The 17,463-nt window shown below is 74.5% G+C and carries 18 protein-coding genes; 10 read left to right on the top strand and 8 right to left on the bottom strand.

The features are described from left to right. The first annotated feature begins 23 nt into the window (after positions 1-23). Together FHR77_RS06665 and FHR77_RS06660 are read left to right on the top strand one after the other, a co-directional pair. Complete coding sequence (locus tag FHR77_RS06665; protein WP_167259285.1) at positions 24-1,511, top strand: NCS2 family permease; 1,488 nt, start codon at positions 24-26, stop codon at positions 1,509-1,511. Between the two features lie 70 nt (positions 1,512-1,581). Further along, positions 1,582-2,064, top strand: coding sequence for a VOC family protein (locus FHR77_RS06660; protein ID WP_167259284.1), 483 nt, complete (start codon positions 1,582-1,584; stop codon positions 2,062-2,064). Positions 2,065-2,086: 22 nt separating this feature from the next. Here FHR77_RS06660 and manD read toward each other — a convergent pair whose 3' ends face one another. The 3 genes from manD to FHR77_RS06645 form a co-directional block, all read right to left on the bottom strand. Beyond that, the gene (gene manD / locus FHR77_RS06655; protein WP_167259283.1) at positions 2,087-3,325 is read right to left on the bottom strand and encodes a D-mannonate dehydratase ManD; all 1,239 of its coding nucleotides are present in this window, start codon (positions 3,323-3,325) and stop codon (positions 2,087-2,089) included. 64 nt (positions 3,326-3,389) lie between these two features. Next, positions 3,390-4,232 (bottom strand): EI24 domain-containing protein, encoded by an 843-nt coding sequence (locus FHR77_RS06650; RefSeq protein ID WP_167259282.1) that lies wholly within the window; start codon positions 4,230-4,232, stop codon positions 3,390-3,392. Positions 4,233-4,291: 59 nt separating this feature from the next. Next, positions 4,292-5,161, bottom strand: a complete 870-nt coding sequence (locus FHR77_RS06645) for an aldo/keto reductase (RefSeq protein WP_167259281.1) — start codon at positions 5,159-5,161, stop codon at positions 4,292-4,294. Positions 5,162-5,214: 53 nt separating this feature from the next. Between FHR77_RS06645 and FHR77_RS06640 the strand changes: the two genes are divergently transcribed. Together FHR77_RS06640 and FHR77_RS06635 are read left to right on the top strand one after the other, a co-directional pair. After that, positions 5,215-6,531: an MFS transporter gene (locus FHR77_RS06640; protein ID WP_167259280.1), complete on the top strand. Its 1,317-nt coding sequence runs from the start codon at positions 5,215-5,217 to the stop codon at positions 6,529-6,531. Positions 6,532-6,658: 127 nt separating this feature from the next. Continuing rightward, a complete protein-coding gene (locus FHR77_RS06635) occupies positions 6,659-7,165 on the top strand; it encodes a hypothetical protein (protein ID WP_167259279.1) in 507 nt (168 codons plus the stop codon). 106 nt (positions 7,166-7,271) lie between these two features. Here the strand turns inward: FHR77_RS06635 and FHR77_RS06630 are convergent, their stop codons facing one another. The 3 genes from FHR77_RS06630 to FHR77_RS06620 are packed head-to-tail and all read right to left on the bottom strand — an operon-like array spanning position 7,272 to position 9,671. After that, positions 7,272-7,811: a YbhB/YbcL family Raf kinase inhibitor-like protein gene (locus tag FHR77_RS06630; protein ID WP_167259278.1), complete on the bottom strand. Its 540-nt coding sequence runs from the start codon at positions 7,809-7,811 to the stop codon at positions 7,272-7,274. After that, a complete protein-coding gene (locus FHR77_RS06625; RefSeq protein ID WP_167259277.1) occupies positions 7,808-8,686 on the bottom strand; it encodes an aldo/keto reductase in 879 nt (292 codons plus the stop codon). The genes FHR77_RS06630 and FHR77_RS06625 overlap by 4 nt, the downstream gene beginning before the upstream one ends. A gap of 13 nt (positions 8,687-8,699) precedes the next feature. Beyond that, complete coding sequence (locus tag FHR77_RS06620) at positions 8,700-9,671, bottom strand: aldo/keto reductase (protein ID WP_167259276.1); 972 nt, start codon at positions 9,669-9,671, stop codon at positions 8,700-8,702. 152 nt (positions 9,672-9,823) lie between these two features. Between FHR77_RS06620 and FHR77_RS06615 the strand changes: the two genes are divergently transcribed. Next, on the top strand, positions 9,824-10,156 hold the full coding sequence (locus FHR77_RS06615; RefSeq protein WP_167259275.1) for a PGPGW domain-containing protein: 333 nt from the start codon (positions 9,824-9,826) through the stop codon (positions 10,154-10,156). 78 nt (positions 10,157-10,234) lie between these two features. Here FHR77_RS06615 and FHR77_RS06610 read toward each other — a convergent pair whose 3' ends face one another. Next, the gene (locus tag FHR77_RS06610) at positions 10,235-11,380 is read right to left on the bottom strand and encodes a glycerol dehydrogenase (RefSeq protein WP_167259274.1); all 1,146 of its coding nucleotides are present in this window, start codon (positions 11,378-11,380) and stop codon (positions 10,235-10,237) included. Positions 11,381-11,510: 130 nt separating this feature from the next. Between FHR77_RS06610 and FHR77_RS06605 the strand changes: the two genes are divergently transcribed. Together FHR77_RS06605 and FHR77_RS06600 are read left to right on the top strand one after the other, a co-directional pair. Beyond that, positions 11,511-12,464: a DnaJ domain-containing protein gene (locus FHR77_RS06605; protein WP_167259273.1), complete on the top strand. Its 954-nt coding sequence runs from the start codon at positions 11,511-11,513 to the stop codon at positions 12,462-12,464. A gap of 239 nt (positions 12,465-12,703) precedes the next feature. Next, entirely contained in the window at positions 12,704-13,636 is a 933-nt protein-coding gene (locus FHR77_RS06600; protein ID WP_341777250.1) for an NUDIX domain-containing protein, read from the top strand. 115 nt (positions 13,637-13,751) lie between these two features. Here FHR77_RS06600 and FHR77_RS06595 read toward each other — a convergent pair whose 3' ends face one another. Next, positions 13,752-15,236: a S1C family serine protease gene (locus FHR77_RS06595; protein WP_167259271.1), complete on the bottom strand. Its 1,485-nt coding sequence runs from the start codon at positions 15,234-15,236 to the stop codon at positions 13,752-13,754. 224 nt (positions 15,237-15,460) lie between these two features. Between FHR77_RS06595 and FHR77_RS06590 the strand changes: the two genes are divergently transcribed. The 3 genes from FHR77_RS06590 (at position 15,461) to FHR77_RS06580 (ending at position 17,389) form a co-directional block, all read left to right on the top strand. Beyond that, complete coding sequence (locus FHR77_RS06590) at positions 15,461-15,985, top strand: FHA domain-containing protein (protein ID WP_056055126.1); 525 nt, start codon at positions 15,461-15,463, stop codon at positions 15,983-15,985. After that, the gene (gene ftsR / locus FHR77_RS06585; RefSeq protein ID WP_056055123.1) at positions 15,985-16,683 is read left to right on the top strand and encodes a transcriptional regulator FtsR; all 699 of its coding nucleotides are present in this window, start codon (positions 15,985-15,987) and stop codon (positions 16,681-16,683) included. Before FHR77_RS06590 ends, ftsR begins: the two co-directional genes overlap by 1 nt. A 157-nt stretch (positions 16,684-16,840) precedes the next feature. Next, positions 16,841-17,389, top strand: a complete 549-nt coding sequence (locus tag FHR77_RS06580) for a MerR family transcriptional regulator (RefSeq protein WP_167259270.1) — start codon at positions 16,841-16,843, stop codon at positions 17,387-17,389. Positions 17,390-17,463 lie beyond the last annotated feature (74 nt).

Raw genomic sequence — 17,463 nt, 5'->3', positions numbered from 1 at the left:
CCCGCACCACCGGAGCCGCCGCCATGTCCTCTCCCGTCTCGTCGTCGTCCGCGCCCACGGGCGCGCCGGCACCCCGCTCCGGCGTCGCCGGACGCCTCGACTCCTGGTTCGAGGTCACGGCCCGCGGCTCCAGCTGGGCCCGCGAGATCCGCGGCGGCGTCGTCACCTTCGTGACGATGGCGTACATCGTCATCCTCAACCCGCTGATCCTCGGCGGCTTCAGCGCCGACCAGGCTGCGCAGGACGTCGCGGGAGGCTGGCTGCAGAACGCCCAGGTGGGCGCCGTCACCGCCCTCACCGCGGGCGTCATGACCATCCTCTTCGGGGCGGTGGCGCGCCTCCCGTTCGCCTTCGCGGCCGGCCTCGGCATCAACTCGTTCCTCGCGGTCACCGTCGTGCAGGACGTCACCTGGCCCGAGGCGATGGGCCTCGTCGTCATCAACGGCCTCGTGATCACGATCCTCGCCGTCACCGGCCTCCGCGGCCTGATCTTCAACGCCGTCCCCGCCGCGCTCAAGACGGCGATCACGGTCGGGATCGGCCTCTTCATCGCGTTCATCGGGCTCGTCGACTCCGGCTTCGTCCGCACCAGCGGCTCCGCGTCGCCGCCCCTCCAGCTCGGCTCCGCCGGCTCCGTCGCGACGCTGCCGACCATCACCTTCGTCATCGGGCTCGTCGTGATCGGCGTGCTGATGGCCCGCCGCGTGCGCGGGGCGATCTTCATCGGCATCGTGGCCACCACGGTCATCGCGATCGTGCTGCAGGCGATCTTCCAGGTGCCGACGTCGAACGGGCAGAACCTCGACGACTGGAACCTCAACGCCCCCGTCATGCCGACCCAGATCGTGGCCCTGCCCGACCTGTCGCTCATCGGCGACATCAGCTTCGGCGCCTTCGCCCGCATCGGCGTCCTCTCGGCCGTGATGCTGGTCTTCACGCTGGTCTTCACGAACTTCTTCGACGCGATGGGCACGATGACCGGCCTCGCCAAGGCCTCCGACGTCGCCCGACCCGACGGCACCTTCCCCCGCCTCAAGAGCGCGCTCGTCATCGAGGGCGTCGGCGCGATCGCCGGCGGGGCCACCAGCTCGTCGTCGAACACGGTCTTCGTCGAGTCGGCCTCGGGCATCGGCGAGGGCGCCCGCACCGGCGCGGCCTCGGTCGTCACCGGCCTGCTCTTCGTGCTCGCCATGTTCTTCACGCCGCTGACGCAGGTCGTGCCGCTCGAGGTGGCCGCCTCCGCGCTCGTCATCGTGGGCGCGCTCATGGTCTCGCAGATCAAGGACGTCGACTGGACCGACTTCTCCGTCGCCCTGCCGGTCTTCCTCACCATCATCACCATGCCGCTGACCTACTCGATCGCCAACGGCATCGGCGTCGGCTTCATCAGCTGGGTGATCGTCCGGGCCGCCTCCGGCAAGGCGCGCGAGATCAGCCCGCTGCTCTGGATCGTGTCGCTGGGGTTCCTCGTCTACTTCGTGCGCGGCCCGATCGAGGCCCTGGTCGGCTGAGCGGGGCGGCGGTACGGTGGGCGGCACGCGGCGGCGACGACGCTGCCGCCCCTGACCGAGGAGGCGCACTGTGCCCCGCATCACCCCCGTGCTCTGGTTCGACGGCGAGGCCGAGGCCGCCGCGACGTTCTACGTCTCGCTCTTCCCCGGTTCCCGTGTCACCGACGTCTCCCGGTACCCCGACGACTTCCCCGACCCGGCCCTCGCCGGCCAGGCGCTCGTGGTCGAGTTCGAGCTCGACGGCCAGGGCTTCCAGGGGCTGAACGGCGGGCCGGGGCACGCCCCCTCCGACGCCGTGTCGTTCTCGGTGCCGGTCTCCGACCAGCCCGAGCTCGACCGCCTGTGGGACGCCCTCGTCGCCGACGGCGGCGAGGAGGGCCGCTGCGGCTGGCTCACCGACCGCTGGGGCTTCTCCTGGCAGATCGTCCCGAGCGCCCTCGGCGAGACCCTCGGCGGCCCGGACCCGGAGGGGGCGGCCCGGGCCATGGCGGCCATGATGGGCATGGGCCGGCTCGTGGTCGACGACCTGCGGTCCGCCTACGCGGGCACCTGACCCGACCCGCGCCTCCCCGGGGCTACCAGTCGTGGACGGTGCCGTCGGCCAGTCGGTTGTAGGGCAGGTACGCCTTCTCGTACGGGTACTTCCCGGCCTCGTCGACGTCGAGCTCGACGCCGAGCCCCGGCTGCTCGCCCGGGTGCAGCATGCCGCCCTCGAACGTGAACGACTGCCGGAACACGCTGTCCGTCCGCGAGCCGTGCTGCATGTACTCCTGGATCCCGAAGTTGTGGATCGACAGCCCGAGGTGCATCGCCGCCGCCATGCCCACCGGCGAGATGTCGGTCGGGCCGTGCATGCCCGACCGGATCTGGTACTGCGCGGCGTACTCGAGCACCCGCTTGAGGTGCGTGATGCCGCCGGTGTGGGTGACGGTGCTCCGCACGTAGTCGATCAGCTGCTCGCGGATGATCTGCTGGTAGTCCCAGACGGTGTTGAAGATCTCGCCGATCGCGAGCGGCGTGGTCGTGTGCTGCCGCACCAGGCGCAGGGCCTCGGGGTTCTCGGCGGGCGTGACGTCCTCGAGCCAGAAGAGGTCGTAGGGCTCGAGGCTCTTGCCGAGCGACGCGGCCTGGATCGGCGTCATGCGGTGGTGCCCGTCGTGGAGGAGGGGGATCTCCGGCCCGAACTCGGCGCGCACGGCCTCGAAGACGGTGGGCACGTGGCGCAGGTACGAGCGGGTGTCCCAGTCCTCCTCGTTCGGCAGGGCGCCGCGCTGGGCCGGCTCGTGGTCGTAGCGCACCCCGGCGTTGGCGTCGAAGGTGGCGTTCGAGGCGATGCCGTAGATCGACGTGAGCCCGGGCACGCCGGTCTGCACGCGGATCGCGCGGTAGCCCTGCTCCTGGTGCTCGCGCACGCTGTCGAACAGCTCGGGGAGGTCCTTGCCGGAGGCGTGGCCGTAGGCGAGCAGGCCGGTGCGGGAGGCGCCCCCGAGCAGCTGGTAGAGCGGCATGCCGGCGACCTTCGCCTTGATGTCCCAGAGGGCGACGTCGACGGCGGCGATCGCGGCCATCGTGACGGGTCCGCGCCGCCAGTAGGCGCTCCGGTACAGGAACTGCCAGGTGTCCTCGATGCGGGCGGCGTCCCGGCCGAGGAGGAGCGGCACGACGTGCTCGGAGAGGTACGCGACGACCGCGAGCTCCCGGCCGTTGAGGGTGGCGTCGCCGAGGCCGGTGACCCCGTCGTCGGTCGTGAGCTTGAGGGTCACGAAGTTGCGGTCGGGGCTGGTGACGATCACCTCGGCCTTGTCGATCTTCATGCGGGGCGACTCCTTCGTCGGCGGGCGTGGTGCCACTGAGTCTGTCAGGCCGCCCGGTCGGGCGTCAGCCCGCTCGGCCCTTCTGCGGCGCGGTCGGCACGGGCGGGGTGGGCGGAGACGGCGGCGTGGGCGGTGCGGACACCGCGGGCGCCGCACCGCGGGCGGCCGCGTCGGCCTCCCGCGCGAGCAGGGTCGCCCCCGCCACCGCGGCCGGCATCACGAGCACGGCCCCGAACGGCACGAGGAACGAGAGCCAGGTGACGGTGCCGAAGCCCAGCGTGTGCGCCCGTCGGAGGCCCAGCGCCCGCCTCCGCTCGCGGAGGGTCCGGCCGCGGGCGTCGAACGCGAAGCCGGTGAGCTCGACGGTGAGGAACCACCCGCCGGTCACGGCGGCCAGCACCGGCACGACCGTCTGCCCGACGACGGGCACGAAGCCGCCGACGAACAGGAGGAGGCCGACCGACGCCGTCGCGAGCAGCAGCCGGAGCGAGTCGCCGACGCTCTTGGCGAGACCTCGCCAGAACCCGGTGCCGAGGTCGGCCGGGGCGTCGCCCTCGCGTCGCTCGACGTGTCGCCAGATGCGCTCGTAGAACGGGTCGCCCACCAGCAGGGTCACGGCGGTGAAGGTGAACACGGCGAGCAGCACGGCGAGGGCCGCCACGGCGAGGCCGATGACGAGGCGGACGACCTGGGCCTCCCACTCGGGCCAGGCGTCGGCGAACGGGGTGAGCGCCGCGGCGACGTCGTCGGCGTAGCCGTTGACGAGCACGAGCAGCCCGACGAAGACGAGGCCGACGATCACGGCGGGGACGGCGCCGAGCAGCATCAGGCGGGGCGACGTGCCCCAGAGGCGCAGCCCGCGGCCGAGCAGGGCCGCGCCCGACCTGAACTCGCGCACGACCGACATGGGGCGAGCGTACCGGGCGTCGCCGGGGCTGCGCGGGCCGGTCGGGGGCCGGTCACGGGTCAGAGCACCTCGAGCGGCACGGCCGCGGTCGGCGCGGGGAAGGCCCGCTCGAGCTGCACGAAGGCCTGGTCGTCGATGTCGACGTCGAGCGCCGCCGCGTTCTCGCGCGTGTGGGCGGCGCTGCCGGCCTTGACGGCGACGCACACGTCGGGGGCGAGGCGCAGCACCCAGGCGAGCGCCAGCTGGGCCGGCGTCACGCCGAGGTCGTGGGCGACCGACGCGACGACCGGGTGGTCGAGCAGCTCGCCGTGGTCGACGGGCGAGTACGCCATCAGCGGCACGCCGTCGGCGCGCAGCCGGGGCAGCAGGTCGAACTCGGGGCCGCGGCGGGCGAGGTTGTAGAGCACCTGGTCGGTGTGGGGGCCGGAGGCGCGGGGCGAGCCCCCGGCGCCGGTCGCCGCGGCCAGGTCGTCCAGGTCGTCGACGTCGAAGTTGCTGACGCCCCAGGCGCCGATCGCGCCCTCCTCGACCAGCGCCTCCATCGCTTCCACCGTGTCGGAGAGAGGGTGGCCGCCCCGCCAGTGCAGCAGGTAGAGGTCGAGACGGTCGGTGCCGAGGCGCCGGAGGCTCGCGTGGCAGGCGTCGACGGTGCCCCGGCGGCTGGCGTTGCCCGGCAGCACCTTGCTGACCAGGAAGACCTCGTCGCGGCGGCCGGCGATCGCCTCGCCGACGAGGGCCTCCGCGGCCCCGTCGCCGTACATCTCGGCGGTGTCGACGAGCGTGAGGCCGAGGTCGAGCCCGGTGCGGAGGGCCTCCAGCTCGGCCGCGCGGCGGCGAGGGTCGTCGCCGAGGTACCAGGTGCCCTGGCCGAGGGCGGGGGCGGTGCGGCCGTCGGGGAAGGTCACGGTGGGCGGGGCGGTCGTGGTCACTCGACCAGTCTGCGCCGGGAACACGCGGGCGGGCCGGGCGGTTGGCCCTCCCCGTGCAGACGACAGAACGAGCCCAGCCCGCCACCGGCAGCGTCCCCCGCCCCCGCGTCTCCCGGCGGCCCGGCGGCCGCGGCGGCGGAGGGTCGGCGGGGCTGGTCGTCTACGCCCTCACGCTGCTCGTGCTCGTCGCGAGCGGCTCGGCCCCGTCGCCGCTCTACCCGATCTACCAGGAGGAGTGGTCGCTCTCGCCGCTCGCGCTGACGGTGGTCTTCGCGGTCTACGTCGCGGGCCTGCTGGCGACCCTGCTCACCGCAGGTCGGCTGTCGGACCACGTCGGGCGTCGGCCCCTCGTGCTGGCCGGCCTCGCGGTGTCGGTGTCGGCGATGCTCGTCTTCTCCGTCGCGACGGGCGACCTGGCGCTCGTCGTCGCGCGCGTGCTCCAGGGCCTCGCCATCGGCCTCGCGACCGGGGCCCTCGGCGCTGGGATGATCGACCACCAGCCGGCCTCCCGGCCCGCCCTCGCAGCCTTCCTCAACGGCGTGACCCCGCCGGTCGCGCTCACCGTCGGGGCGCTGACCAGCGGGCTCCTCGTCGAGTTCGGGCCGCTGCCCGAGCGCCTCGTCTTCCTCGTGCTGGCGGCCGCCATGGTGGCGTGCGGGGTCGCGGTGGCGTTCGTCCCCGAGCGCGTGCCCCGCGCCTCCGGGGCCCTGCGGTCGCTCGTGCCCACCGTCACGGTGCCGGGGGAGGCGCGGCGCGTCTTCGTCGCGGTCGTCGGCTGCATGATCGCGAGCTGGGGCCTCGGCGGCATGTTCCTCGCCTTCGCGGGCACGATCCTGCGGACGACCTTCGACGTGTCGAGCCCGGCGCTGACCGGGGCCGCGATCGCGCTCTTCACCGGGTCGGGGGCGCTGACGGGGCTCGCGATCCAGCGCGTCGACGCCGCGAGGGCGCTGCGCGTCGGGGTCGTGGCCCTCGTCGTCGGGCCGATCGGCATCGTCGCGGCGCTCTGGACGGCCTCCGTGCCGCTGTTCGTCGTGGCGGCCGTGGTCGGCGGCGTCGGGTTCGGCGCGGGGTTCCAGGCGGCGCTGCGGCTCGTGCTCGCGGAGGCGCCCGTCGACGCGAGGGCCGGCGTGCTGTCGAGCGTCTACGTGGCGAGCTACCTGGCGTTCGGCGTGCCGAGCGTGCTCGCCGGCGTGTTCGTCCCCGTCGACGGGCTCGACGCCGTGCTGAGCGCGTACGGGGCCTTCGTCGTCCTCGCCGCCGCCGTGGCGGCGGTGCTCCAGCGCGTGGCCCGTCGTGCCCGCCTCGCCGAGCTGCGGGCGGACGCCGTCGACGCCGAGCACCGGCGGCGCGAGGCCGGGCGGGCGTAGGCAGGACCCGCGGTCTCTCCACAGGGCGGCTGAGGGCGTCCCTCCACACAGGGGCTCCGCGCTCGTGGTCCCCAGGGCGTGCAGGGGCCGCCGCGGGCCCCGGCTCCGGGCCGCCACGGTGGTCGGCATGACCCCCACCGAGAGAACCGTCCCCCGCCTGCCCGACCGCGACTCCGCCACCACCCTGGAGGAGTGGGCGGCCGTCGTCTGCGACGAGCCCTGCGACGAGGACCTGCTCTACGTCGTCCTCGTCGACGTGGCGCGCGAGCCCTGCCAGAGCGTGCTGCGGCTCCGCGGCCAGCCCCGCCTCCCGTACGGCCGTGACGTCGACGTGCTCGAGCGGCTGCTCCGCGACCAGGCGTCGGCCTGCCGCGCGCGCGGCCTGGCGCTGGTCTGGCAGCGGGCCCTCGAGTCCGAGCTCGACGACCTCGCCGTCTCGACGTGGGCGCGGGGGATCTCCGACCGGCTGGCGTCGGGCGGGCTACGGCTGCACGGCCAGGTGCACCGCTCGCCGTCGGGGTTCTCCCCGGCCCGCCCGCTCAGCGGCGAGCTGGCCGAGCACGTGCTGCCCGACGGCCCGGCCAGCCCGCTGCCCGACCGGCGGCCGGTGATGATGCGGAACCCCCACCACTGACCGGCGGCCCCGCCGCGCCGGTGCCCGGCCACGGACGCGAGGAGGCGCGGCCCGGCTGGGTGCCGGGTCGCGCCTCCTCGAGGGGGCCGCGAGGGCCCGTGTGCGGCTAGGCCGCTTCCCAGGTGGCGTGCACCACCGCGCGCGCCAGGGTGTGGTCGCGGATGGTGAAGGCCAGCAGCGTGGGCGTGGCGACGGCGTCGACGCCCGTCGTCTCGACGTCGAGCGCGTGCACGGCGACGAAGTAGCGGTGCGGCCCGTGGCCCTGCGGCGGTGCCGCGCCGAGGAAGCGCCGGAGGCCCGCGTCGTTCGGCAGCTGGTAGGCGCCCTCGGGCAGCCCCGAGCCGTCGTCGTCACCGGCTCCGGAGGGCAGCGAGGTCGTCGTCGCGGGCAGGTCGGCGACCGCCCAGTGCCAGAAGCCGGCCGCCGTCGGGGCGTCGGGGTCGTACACGGTCACCGCGTACCCCTTCGTGCCCTCGGGGGCGCCCGACCACGAGAGCTGCGGGCTGACGTCCTCGCCGCCCGCGCCGAAGATGCCGCTCACCTGGGGCGTCGACAGCACCCCGCCGTCGACGAGGTCGGTGCTCGTCAGGGTGAACGACGGCACCTCGGAGATGCTGTCGTAGGGGTTCGTGCGCGGGTCGCTCATTCGTCTCCTCCTGCCGCGGCGTCGAGACGCTGGATCTCGTCGGCCGACAGCTTGACCGTGGCCGCCGTCGCCGAGTCCATGATGGTCTGCGGGCGTCGCGAGCCGGGGATGGGCACGACGAGCTCGCTCTTCGAGAGCTCCCAGGCGAGGGTGAGCACCTGGGGGCTGAGACGGCGCGCGTTCGCGATCTCCGCGAAGACGGCGTGCTTCGAGCCGAGCTCGGCCGCGTCGGTGATGCCGCCGAGGGGGCTCCACGGCAGGAAGGCGATGCCCATCTCGTCGCAGAGCGCCAGCTCGACCTCGCTCGACCGGAAGGCCGGCGAGTACTGGTTCTGCACCGACACGAGACGGCCGTCGAGCACCTCGTTCGCGAGGCGGATCTGGTCGACGTCGGCGTTCGAGATGCCCGCCATGCGGATCACGCCCTCGTCGAGCAGCTCCGCCAGGGCCCCGATCGAGTCCGCGTACGGCACGGCCGGGTCCGGGCGGTGGAACTGGTACAGGCCGATGGTCTCGACGCCGAGGCGCTGCGCGGACGCGCGTGCCGCCTCCTTCAGGTAGGCCGGGTCGCCGTTCTGCGACCAGTCGCCGGCGCCGGGGCGGAGGTGGCCGCCCTTGGTCGCGACGAGCACGCCCGACGTGTCGCCGTGGTAGCTCGCGAGCGCCCGGGCCACGAGCGACTCGTTGTGGCCGACCTCGTGCGCGCCGGGCTGGTGGTAGGCGTCGGCCGTGTCGATCAGGGTGATGCCCTGCTCGAGGGCGGCGTGGATCGTCGCCACCGCCTGCTTCTCCTCCGGCCGGCCCTCGATCGACAGGGGCATCGCCCCGAGGCCGATCGCGCTGACGGTGACGTCTCCGATTGTCCGTGTCCTCATGCTGTTCTCCTGTTCACCACGCGTAGTCCTCGGGCGCCGTGCGGTGCCCGGGGAAGATCTCGTCGAGACGCCCGAGGGCGTCGTCGTCGAGTCGGATGTCGACGGCCGCGACGGCCGACTCGAGCTGCTCCATGGTGCGCGGGCCGGTGATGGGCCCGGTGACGCCCGGCTGGTGCAGCAGCCACGCCAGGGCGAGCTCGCCCGGGGCGTGGCCGAGGTCGTCGGCCAGGGCCTCGTAGCGCTCGAGCTGCTCACGGTGCTCGGCCACGTACTCGGCCGCACGGCCCTCGAGGCGGCGGACGCCCTGGTCGGCCTTGCGGACCACGCCGCCGAGCAGGCCGCCGTTGAGGGGCGACCAGGGGATCATGCCCAGGCCGTAGGCGCGGGCCGCCGGCAGCGTCTCGCGCTCGACGTCGCGGACGATGAGGTTGTAGATCGACTGCTCGCTGACGAGGCCGGTGAAGTGCCGGGCCTTCGCCGCCTCCTGCGCCTGGGCGATGTGCCAGCCGGCGAAGTTGCTGCTGCCGGCGTAGAGCACCTTGCCCTGCTGGACGGCCACCTCCATCGCCTGCCAGATCTCCTCCCACGGCGTCTCACGGTCCACGTGGTGGAACTGGTAGAGGTCGATGTGGTCGGTCTGCAGCCGTGTGAGGCTCTCGTCGAGGGCGCGTCGGATGTTCAGTGCGCTGAGCTTGCCGCCGTTGGGCCAGTCGCTCATGTCGCCGTAGAGCTTCGTGGCGAGCACCGTCTTCTCGCGGCGGCCGCCGCCGCCGGCGAACCAGCGGCCGATGATCTGCTCGGTGACGCCCTCGCCCTTCTGCCACCCGTAGACGTTGGCCGTGTCGAAGAAGTTGACGCCCAGGTCGTGGGCGCGGTCCATGATCGCGTGGGAGTCGGCCTCGGAGGTCTGCGGCCCGAAGTTCATCGTGCCGAGCACCGCCCTCGAGACGGACAGCCCCGTGCGTCCCAGATGTGTGTAGTCCATGGCTCCTGGCTACGCCCTCGGGGCGGTGACCGCTCACAGGTGGTGCCTGGTCGCGGCCCGGGCTGGCCCGCTGGCCGTCCGACGCCGGCGTGCCCAGGCGCTTGGCAGGCGGCACGGCGGGCCCTGCCAGGCCGACCGCCTACCGTCGGGGCATGTTGTCCCGCAGCACCACCGCCTCCGGCACCCGACGCGCCCGGGCCCGCGCCCGCTACGTCGCGGCCAGGGTCCGCCTCGACTCTTGGCCGCGCCTCCGCGTCGCCTACAAGGTGCTCGTCGCGCTCGTGGGCCTCCTCGTCGTGGCCCTCGGGCTCGTGCTCGTCCCGCTGCCCGGCCCGGGGTGGTTGATCGTCTTCGTCGGGGTGGCCGTGCTCGGCACGGAGTTCCCGGCAGCCCACCGGGTCACGCAGGCCGTGCGACGGCTCGGCCGCCGGCTGCACCTGCGCTGGCGGGCCTGGCGCGTCGCCCGGTCGGCGCGGGCCGCCTGACCCCTGGCGCGGGCCGGTCAGCCGACGACGAGAGGGGCCCCCTGCCTGCGCAGGGGGCCCCTCTCGTGGTCGGTCCGCCTAGTGCGGAGCGACGTACGCGACGGGCTCGGGCAGGCCGGCCTGGGCGCGGATGCTCCGCGAGAGCCGCTCGATCGCGGTGAGCGCCGCGACGACGTCGTCGGCCGTCACGGGGAACGGCATCGAGTGGATCGTCTCCGACTCCACCGTGGCGGCCTCCGCCACCGCCCGGAGCTCGTCGTGGTCGTCGACGGAAAGCCCGATCTCGGTGAGGGTGTTGGGCAGGCCGACGCGGGTGGTGAAGACGACGAACTCCTCGATCTCCTGACGGGGAGCGCCCTCCAGCACGAGCTGCGTCATCGAGCCGACGTTGACCTTCTGCCCGTGGGTGAGGCCGTGCGTCTGCGGAGCCGCGGTCAGCCCGTTGTGGATCGCGTGGGCGGCGGCGAGGCCCCCCGACTCGAAGCCGAGGCCCGAGAGGAGCGTGTTCGCCTCGACGAGGTCCTCCAGGGCCGGCGTGACGACGTGGTCGCGCACCGCCTCGAGGGCCGAGAACGCGTTCTCGTGGATGATCTCCCACGACAGCCGGGCCAGCGCCACGCCCGTCCTCGTCGCCAGGCCACCCGCCATGGTCGTGGCGTGGGCCCGCGACGAGGCCCGCGCCTCCAGCCAGGTCGCCAGGGCGTCGCCGATGCCGGCGACCAGGAACTTCTCCGGGGCGTTCGCGACGAGCTGGGTGTCCACGAGCACGAGGTCCGGGTTCCGGGGGAAGAAGCGGTACTCGAGGAACTCGCCCTCCTCCGAGTACACGACGGCGAGGGCGGAGGTCGGGGCGTCGGTCGAGGCGACCGTGGGCACGCTCACCCACCGGACGCCGGCGAGGTGGCCCGCCGCCTTCGCCGCGTCGATGGCGCTGCCGCCCCCGATGCCGACGACGACGTCGGCCTCGGTCGACCGGATCTGCCCGGCGAGCTCGTCGATGGCGGCCGGGGTCGCGAAGCGGCCGAAGCCGACCCTCTCGACGCGCAGCTCCGAGCCGCCGAAGCTCGTCTCGACGGCGTCGCCGACCAGGCCCCAGACGACGTCGTCGGAGACGATCAGGGGCGACGACCCGATGGCGGCGACGAACTCGCCGAGGCGGGTGATCGCGTCCTTCCCCTGGACGTAGCGGGCGGGGCTCATGACGGTGCGGACCGGTGTGGTCATCGTGTCTTCCTCTCTCGACGGGGTCGCGGCCGACGGTACGCGGCGGCTCTGGACGGCCCCTGGCGACGCCCAGCCGCCTCCCGGCGGGCCGGGACCCGTGGTTCAGGCCGCTCCCGGTAAAGTCCGTCAGGTGACGCCCAGCCCCGCCTCCGCGACCCCGTACGAGGTGCTCGGCGTGCCCGCCGGCGTGAGCGACGACGAGCTCCGCCGCGCGTACCGCCGCCTCGCGCGCGAGACGCACCCCGACCTCGGCGGCAGCGCGGCGGCCTTCCGTTCCCTCCAGCTCGCCTGGGAGCAGGTCGGGACTCCGGAGGCGCGGGCCGCCTACGACCGCCGCCGCGGCCCCGCCACATCAGGGTCCCGCGCCCCGGGGCCCGGCACCGCCGGCGGCGCCCCGTTCAGCTGGGCCCCTCCGGCCCGCGACGCTCCGCGCACGGGCTCCCAGCCGCGTGCCCGCGTGCACGGCCACCCCGGAGGCGCCAACCGCGAGCGGTACCTCGACCTCATGCGGGAGTGGGTCGGTCGCGGCGTGCCCCTCGACGACCCCTACGACGAGCAGCTCGTCCGCACAGCCCCGCCCGAGATCCGCCACGTCCTGGCGGACGCGCTCGCCGAGGAGGCGACCGTGGCCGTGGTCACCGGCCTGGGCATCGGCTACACGATCTGGAGCGACGTCGACGCTGGCGACGAGGGCAAGCTCGACCACGTCGTGCTCGGCCCGTCGGGCCTGTTCGCCGTCCAGTCGTCCGACTGGGGGAGCGAGCTCGTCGTCTCCCGGGGCGAGCTGGTCGGCAGCGGCGTGCCCGAGCACGAGCAGCCCGTGCGCGACCTCACCCGCCAGGCCCGCGCCGTGCGACGTTCGACGCGCGTCTCGTTCACGCACCAGCTGATCGTGGTGCCCGACGACGACTTCCCGCCGGCCCTCGAGCAGGTCGGCCGCGGTCGACGCGGCTCCACCTGGGTGCTGCGTCGGTCGCTGCTGGCGCACGTCCTGACGTACGGGCCCGAGCTCGGCGACCGGACCTCGATCAGCGACGTCTTCGAGGTGCGCGAGCGCCTGCAGCAGGCCATCCGCTTCGTCTAGGCCGCGGCGGCCGCCCGATCGTTCCACGGAACGCCCGGCTGACGCGTCGACCAGCGGCCCGGACCCGGCCCCGGGCGGCGACCTCGTCGTCCCCGCCCCGGGCGGGAGGGTGGGGGATGGTCCGACATCGGGTTCCGGACCAGCCCCCGGGTTCTCGTTCGGAGCCTCCGCCGGATCGGATGGGTCGTGCCCGCCACCTCGCCGGGTCCGCTCCCGGCGGCGTGTGGCAAGCTCGCGGGGTGACCATCCACGGACCCGCTGACGGCTGGGTCGAGACCTCCGACGGCCGACGTTTCTGGGGCCGGGCGGGCGCCGCCGGCCTGCTCGTCGTCGACGCCGACGACCGCGTCCTCCTGCAGCACCGCGTCGAGTGGAGCCACCACGGCGGCACCTGGGGCCTGCCGGGCGGCGCCCGCCAGTTCGACGAGACCGCGGTCGAGGGCGCCCTCCGTGAGAGCGGCGAGGAGGCCGCCGTGCCCGGCGACGCCCTGCGGCTCGTGTTCGAGTCCGTGCTCGAGGTGCCGCCGTGGTCGTACACGACCGTCGTGGCCCGGGTCGAGCGGCCGTTCGAGGCCGTGATCTCCGACGCGGAGAGCATCGAGCTCGCCTGGGTGCCCCGCGCCGACGTCGCGGCCCTGCCGCTGCACCCCGGCTTCGCGGCGTCGTGGCCGGGGCTCGAGGCCCAGCTCGACCTCGCCCCGCACCTCGTCGTCGACGCGGCCAACGTCGTGGGCTCTCGCCCGGACGGCTGGTGGCGCGACCGTGCCGGGGCCGCCACGCGCCTCCTCGGGGCGCTCTCGGCCGCGGCCCGCACGGGCCTGCCGGCCGACCTCGTGCTGGCGGAGCCCCCGACCGGGGCGGGCGCCGCGACTTCCTGGTGGCCGCACGTCACCGTCGTCCTCGAGGGGGAGGCGCGGGGCGCGACGGAGACCGCCGACGGCCCCGAGGCCCGCACCTCGGGCACCGCGGCCCACCCCGTCACGGTCGTGCGGGCGCCCGCCGACGGCGACGCCGCGATCGTCGAGGTCGTCGACCGCCTGTGCGCCGGCGGCGGGCAGGTCGTCGTCGTGACGGCCGACCGCGAGCTCGGCGCCAGGGTGCGGGCCCGGGGGGCCGACGTGGTGGGCCCGGGCCGCCTGCTCGCGGCCCTCGACGCGCTGCCCGCGAGCTGAGGCGCCGGCGGCGCCGCACGCGACCCACCGCACGCCGCCCACCGCACGCCGCACACGACGACGCCGTGGTCGCCCGGAGGGCGACCACGGCGTCTCGTCGGCGGTGCCGCACGGGTCAGGCCGCGGGGCCGTCCCCGAGGGTGACCGTGGCGGTCTGCGAGGCGCCCGTCGCGTCGGTCCAGGTGACCGTCACGCGGTCTCCCGAGGCGTGCGCCTTGACCGCCGCGGTCAGGGCCTCGGCCGTGCTCACGGGCGTGCCGTCGAGGGCCGTCACCACGTCGCCGGCGACGAGGCCCGCCGACTCGGCCGCGCTCCCGTCGACCGTGCCGGCGATCGGTACGCCGGCGACGCCGCCCGTGGCGGTGCTGGCGATCTCGGCGCCGAGGAAGGCAGGGAGGCCGATCTGCACGGTCGAGCTCGGCGTGCCCGACTCGATCTGGCGCGCGATGTCGAGCGCGTCGTCGATCGGGATCGCGTAGCCCGTGATCGGGGTGGTCCCCGAGGAGGCGGCGGTCACGATGCCGACGACGTCGCCGGAGGCGTCGCGCAGGGGCCCGCCGGAGTCGCCCGAGACGACGTCCGACCGGAGCTCGATCAGGCCGCTCAGCGACTCCGTCCCCGTGCCCGACTCGCTCTGGACCTGGATCGACTCGTCGGTCGACAGGACCGTGCCCGTCGCCGTCACGAGGTCCCCGGTGCCGCCTGCGTTGCCCGTCGAGTGCACGGCGTCGCCCACCGCGACGTCGCCGGGGTCGTCGAACGTCACGGGGGTGAGCCCGCTCGCGTCGCGCAGCTGGAGCACGGCGACGTCGTTCGTCGCGTCGGTGCCGACGACGTCGGCCGTGTACGTCCGCCCGGAGGCCTCGTCGGTCACCTGGATGCTCGTCGACCCCTGCACGACGTGGTTGTTGGTGAGCACGAGCCCGTTCGCCGTGAGGACCATGCCCGTGCCGGCCGACTTGTACGACTCGTCGTAGTTCAGCGTCGAGACGATGGTGACCACGCCCGCGGTCTCCGCCTCCGTCGCGGGCACGGCCGACGACTCGGTCGTGCCCGTGCCGCCCTGCGTCCCGTCGCCCGGCAGGGCGCTGCCGGTGCCGCCCTGGGCGCTCCCCGAGCCGCCCGTGCTGCCCGAGCGGGGGCCGAGCAGCTGCGGGGCGAGCTCGAGCGCCTGCCGCTGGGCGGCGGCGGAGGCCGCGGCGGCCTCGCCGGCCGTGCGGCCGACGGCCCAGGCGCCCGCACCGGCGCCGCCGGCCACGAGCACGACCGCGGCGGCGGCCCCGGTCAGCGCGAGCCAGCGCCGCGAGCGGCGACGCCCCGACGCGGCGGCGGGCGACGTGCCCGGCCCGGCGAAGGTCGGGGGCACGGCCGCGCCCGGGGCCGCGTCGTACGACTGGTGGCCGTCGTCGCCCACGGGCCGGGCGGCGGAGACGTACCGGGTGTCCGACGTGCCCGTGACGTGGGGGAGGGCGTGAGCGACCGGGGAGCCCTCGTCGGTGGCTGACGGCGTCGGGGCGGGCTGCGCCGCCGGGGCGGGCTGGCGGACGTCGTCCGTGCCGGCGTCGGTGCGGGCGTTCTCGTCGCGCTCGGGGTGGTCCATGGGGTGCCTCCTGTGGCTGTCGTGGTGACGTGCCCCCATCAGACGTCGGCACCCTGTCCGTTCCCGATGACGAGTCCATGAACGCGGCGGGAGTCGCATGAGGAGGAGCCGTGAACGGCGGCCGTGTCGGGCTGCTCGTCGCGGCCCGACGGCGTCCGGGCCCGGATCCGGTTCCCGTCGGCGGTCCGAGTTCCTATACGCTGGGACGCCGAAGGAGGTCCACGATGGCAGAGCCCGACAACAACGTCCCCGGCACGCACGACGGTGACGACGTTCACACCCGTGCTCACCAGGGCCACGCGTCCGACCCGGCACCGTCGGGGGTCGACACGACCCTCAGCTTCAACGAGGAGTTCCAGGCGCAGCTCGCCGCCCTCGAGGGCGGCGTCTCCACCGACGAGCGCGAGGCCGTCACGGCCCTGCCCTCCGGGTCCGCCCTCCTCGTGGTCCGCCGGGGCCCCAACATCGGCGCCCGGTTCCTCCTCGACTCCGACGTCACCGTGGCCGGTCGCCACCCCGACGCGGGCATCTTCCTCGACGACGTGACGGTCAGCCGCAAGCACGCGGAGTTCCGCCGCTCGGGCACGACGTTCACCGTCCGTGACCTCGGCTCGCTGAACGGCACGTACTTCGACGGCACCCGCATCGACGAGGCCCTGCTCAGCGACGGCGCCGAGGTGCAGGTCGGCAAGTTCCGGCTCACCTTCTACGCCTCGCGCGTCGACCTCGCCAAGCTGGCGATCGGGTAGTGCCCCGCTCCTCCGCCGCTCGCTCCGCCGAGTCGGGTCCCGTCGACCTGCTCACCATCGGCCAGGTGCTCGCGCGGCTCAAGTCGGAGTTCCCCGACCTCAGCAACAGCAAGCTGCGCTTCCTGGAGGAGCGCCAGCTCGTCACGCCGGTGCGCACGCCCTCCGGCTACCGCAAGTTCTCGCCGGCCGACGTCGAGCGGCTGCGCTTCATCCTCGGGCTGCAGCGCGACCACTACCTGCCGCTCAAGGTCATCCGCCAGCACCTCGACGACCTCGACGCCGGCCGCCCCACCTCGCTGCCGACCGGCTCGGCCCCCGTGTCGATCGTGTCGCACCCCCGCCGCGTCACGCGTGACGAGCTGCTCGACCGCACCGGCGCCTCCGCGGGCCTCCTCGACGACGCGATCAGCGCCTCCCTCGTCGCTCCGTCCGACGTGTACGGCGACGACGCCGTGACGATGCTCTCCGCCCTCGTCGAGCTTTCGCGGTCGGGCATCGAGCCGAGGCACCTCCGCGGCGTCCGCTCCTCGGTCGAGCGCGATCTGGGCCTCGTCGAGAACGCCCTCTCGTCCGTCGCACGTCGCCGCGACGCGGCCGGCCGCGCGCGTGTCGCCGAGCTCTCGCGCGAGATCACCGAGCAGCTCGACGTCGTCCGCGGCGCGCTCCTCCGCACCGCCCTCGAGCGCCTCGACACGTAGACGGCGGGGCGGCGGAGGAATATCCTCGACACGCCGACTGCTCCGGGCGGATGTCGCCTCGTCCGACGCCTCGTGTGGGTACCGTGGGTCTTGGTCAAACCATCAACCCGATGTTGAACGTTACGGGTCTGGACGAAGAACAGTGGAAGGCAGCTGCATGAGTGAGTCAGGGTCCCCTGAGGATTCCCGCTACGAGCTGGGACTCCTGTTCACCGACGGCCTGCCCGAGCTCGACACCGACAGCGGCTACCGCGGCACCGTCGCCGCCCGCGCCGCCGGGATCAGCTACCGCCAGCTCGACTACTGGGCCCGCACCGGCCTCGTCGAGCCGACGATCCGCGGCGCCGCCGGCTCCGGCTCGCAGCGCCTCTACGGCTTCCGCGACATCCTCGTGCTCAAGCTCGTGAAGCGCCTCCTCGACACCGGCATCTCGCTGCAGCAGATCCGGACGGCCGTGAACCAGCTCCGCGAGTCCGGGGTCAGCGACCTCGCCCAGACCACGCTGATGAGCGACGGTGCCAGCGTCTACCTCTGCACGTCCGACGACGAGGTCATCGACCTCGTCAGCCGCGGCCAGGGCGTGTTCGGCATCGCCGTGGGCAAGGTGCTCCGCGAGGTGGAGACCAGCCTCGTCGAGCTCGACAGCACCCCCGCCGCCGATCCCTCCGACGAGCTCGCGGCTCGCCGCGGCAGCCGCGCCAGCTGACCGGCCCGCCGGCCCCCTCGTCGAGACGGCCCCCTCGTCACCGTGAGGTGCGAGGGGGCCGTCGTCGTGGTGGG

The organism is Frigoribacterium endophyticum (assembly GCF_011759585.1).
Classification (GTDB): Bacteria; Actinomycetota; Actinomycetes; order Actinomycetales; family Microbacteriaceae; genus Frigoribacterium; species Frigoribacterium endophyticum.
Note: the sequence above shows the minus strand (reverse complement) of the source record. Positions and strands in the feature narration are given on the sequence as shown.